The following is a 3,813-nucleotide window of genomic DNA, read 5'->3' on the forward strand; positions in this document are numbered from 1 at the left end:
GGAGAACGCGGGTATCGATCCGTTGTCGTTGCGGGGTAGTGATACCGGCGTATTCGTCGGCGCATGCTATTCGGACTACTTCGATCGAGTGGCCGGTGAATTCGAGGGTTACCGCCTCACCGGAACGCAGAGCAGCGTGCTCTCCGGGCGAGTGGCCTACTATCTGGGACTCGAGGGGGCCGCGATCACGGTGGACACCGCGTGCTCGTCGTCGCTGGTCGCCCTGCACCAGGCCTGCCAGGCGCTGCGCCAGGGCGAGACCTCACTGGCGTTGACAGGCGGGGTGACGGTCGCGGGCACGCCGTATCTCTCCATTGATTTCGCTCGGCAGCGCGGTCTGTCCCCGGACGGTCGGTGCAAGTCGTTCTCCGCTGCCGCCGATGGTGTCGCCTTCTCCGAAGGCGTGGGTGTGCTGGTGCTCGAACGCTTATCGGACGCCAAGCGGCTGGGACACAACGTCCTCGCTCTGGTGCGTGGCACCGCGGTGAACCAGGACGGTGCGTCCAATGGTTTGACCGCGCCCAACGGTCCGTCGCAGGAGCGGGTGATCGCGGCGGCGCTGGCCAATGCCGGGCTCGAACCGGCGGATGTCGATGCGGTGGAGGCGCACGGCACCGGCACGACTCTGGGTGATCCGATCGAGGCGCAGGCATTGATCGCCGCCTACGGCCAGGATCGGCCGGATCGGCCGTTGCGGATCGGTTCGCTCAAGTCGAATATCGGCCACACCGTGGCCGCGGCCGGGGTGGCCGGTGTGATCAAGATGGTGCAGGCGTTGCGGTACGAGATGCTGCCGAAGTCCTTGCATATCGATGCGCCGAGTCCGCATGTGGATTGGTCGGCCGGTGATGTGGAGTTGTTGACCGAGGCCCGGCCGTGGCCGGTCGGTGGGCGTCCGCGTCGGGCGGGGGTGTCGTCGTTCGGGGTGAGTGGCACCAATGCGCACGCCATCCTGGAACAGGCGCCGTCCGCACCCGCACGGTCGCATCCGGAGGAGGCAGCCCGGCGTGATCATGAGGTGCTCCGCCCGGACGAGAGCACCTTCAACCGGAATCCGGCGTCACGTCCCGAGAGCGAAGGAACAGTGGCGTGGCTGGTCTCGGCGAGTTCCGAATCCGGCTTGCGAGCGCAGGCGGACCGATTGCGACAGTGGGTGATCGATCACCCCGACACGGACGTATGGGATATCGCGTATTCCTTGGTGGTGTCCCGTGCCCGATTGGATTGGCGTGGGGCGGCCATCGGTGGTGACCGGGACGAACTGATGGCCGCTCTGGCCGATATGGCGTCGGGGTCACCGCGAACCATCGAAGCATTGGCGGGCTCGGGAAAGACCGCGTTCCTGTTCACCGGACAGGGGGCGCAGCGGGCCGGTATGGGCGCTGGTCTGTATGCGGCGTTCGAGGTATTCGCGTCGGCTTTCGACGAGGTGTGCGTTCGGATCGATCCACTGCTCGGCCGGTCGCTGAAGGAGCTGGTGTTCGATCCGACCGACGCGAATCTGTTGGATCGCACGGAATTCACGCAGCCGGCGTTGTTCGCGGTCGAGGTGGCGTTGTTCCGACTGCTGGAGTCGTTCGGCGTGGTGCCGGACATGCTGATCGGGCATTCGATCGGGGAGCTGACCGCGGCATACGTGGCCGGGGTGTGGTCCTTGCCGGATGCGTGTGCCCTGGTGGTAGCGCGTGGGCGGTTGATGGGGGCGCTGCCCGGAGACGGTGCCATGCTGGCGGCGGCGGTATCGGAGGAACGAGCGGTCGCGCTGCTCGCCGAGTTCGGGGACCGGGTGTCGATGGCCGCGGTGAACGGTCCGTCGTCGGTGGTGCTGTCCGGGCAGACGTCCGCCATTCGCGGGATCGAGGACGAGCTGGCCGCGGAAGGGGTGAAGACCTCCCGCCTGCGGGTCGGTCATGCCTTCCATTCGGCGCTGATGGATCCGATGCTCGAGCAGTTCCGCGCCGTGGCCGAAAGCGTGACATATCACCGGCCGAGCATCCCGATCGTGTCGAATGTATCGGGGGCCGTGGCCGGGACGGAAGCGACCGATCCGGAATACTGGGTGAACCAGGTGCGCGAATGCGTCCGATTCGCGTCGGGAATCGACACCCTGGTCGCGTCCGGGGTGCGGCGGTTCGTCGAGATCGGCCCGGATGCCGTGTTGGCCGCAATGACTCGGCAGTGCCTGTCCGAGAGCCCGGATGTCGAGGCCAAGTCGACGGTGATCGCGACCGCTCGCCGAGCCACCGAGGAACCCACTCAGTTCGTGACCGCATTGGCACAGGCCCATGTGCGGGGCATCTCCGTGGATTGGACGGCCTTGTTCGTGGGCCGCTCGGTTGCTCGGGTTTCGTTGCCCACGTACGCATTCCAACACCAGCGGTACTGGCTGCGACCGATCACTACGCCGGCGCCGTCCGGTCATCCGGTGTTGACCGATGTGCTGCGGATCGCGAGCAAGGACGAGTGGATGCTCACCGGCCGGATCTCGGCCCGAACTCATCCCTGGCTTGCGGACCACATGAGCCATGGCGTGATGGTGGTGCCGAGTACGGTGCTGTTGGAGATGCTGTTGGCGGCGGGACCACGGATCGGTTGCGTCGGTGTGGAGGAGTTCACCGCGGAGGCACCGATTCTCCCACCCGAAGACGGTGATATCGACCTACAGGTATTTGTCGAAGAGGCGGACGAAACCGGCAGACGTCACTTCACCTTCCACTATCGCACCGCCGGTGACGACGACAACGGATGGGTGCGCAATGCCGGCGGTGTTCTGGCCGCTACCCGCCCGGCCGCCGAACCGTTGCTGGATCGGCTTCGGGACGAACCTTGGCCGCCGGTGGATGCCGAACCGGTCGATCCGGACTGGATTCCCGCCCATATCGCAGCAGTGGCGGGTCTCGAGTACGGCCCTTCGTTCTGTTGCACGGACCGTGCGTGGCGGCGGGGCGACACCGTTTTCGCCGAGGTTGCATTGGATCCAACCGTCGATTCCGACGGTTTCGCGCTGCACCCGGCCCTCATGGACGGTTTCGCGCATGCCGGGCTCGCCTGTCTGATGTGGCCGGAACTCGGTGAGGATCCGAATACGGGAAAACTGTTGTTCCGATGGGGTGGTCTCCGATTCCACGAGGGGACACATCCCGGACCGGTGCGGGTGATTGCGGCGGCGAAAGGCGAGGACACCATGGCCCTCGCGGCAATGGACACCGGCGGCAACCCGATCTTGTCCGCCGACGAAATAGTCCTGCGCTCCTACGATGTCGCCCGGTTCCGCGATTCGCTGTCGGTCGATGACGCCGCGGCATACGAAGTGCAGTGGACCGAGGTGCATACTTCGTCCGCCGATCCGGTGTCCGGTGAGATCGTCGCACTGGGCCGGTTCCCGCTCACCGGCGCCCGGGAAAGATATTCGGACCTCGACGGCCTGATCACGAGCGGTGGCACGCCACCGGAGATCGTGGTGTGGTCGGCCGCAACCGTCTTCGACGATGACTCCGTACCCGCGACCGTGAGAAGCGGTGACGTAGCGGCCGTAACGCACGACCGGGTGCGTTCGGCATTGCGAACGCTACAGGCATGGCTCGACCACGATGCCTTGGAGAGTTCGCGTCTGGTGGTGATCACCCATAATGCGGTCGGAATGCCCGGTGAGTCGCCCGACCTTGCCGCCGCCGCGGTCTGGGGATTGATGCGCAGCGCGCAAACCGAATATCCGGATCGGATCGTATTGCTGGACTGGCAGGCTTCGCCGGACACCCAACCGCTATCGGCCGAGACAGTGCGAGAAGTTCTTGCGACCGGGGAGCCGCAGGT

The 3,813-nt window shown here is 65.9% G+C and carries 1 protein-coding gene; it reads left to right on the forward strand.

The window, feature by feature from the left end; genetic code table 11:
• A partial coding sequence (locus ON32_RS23545) for a type I polyketide synthase (protein WP_040793208.1) occupies positions 1-3,813 on the forward strand: 3,813 nt, incomplete at both ends.

It is taken from the genome of Nocardia paucivorans NBRC 100373 (assembly GCF_000308675.1).
Taxonomy (GTDB): domain Bacteria; phylum Actinomycetota; class Actinomycetes; order Mycobacteriales; family Mycobacteriaceae; genus Nocardia; species Nocardia paucivorans.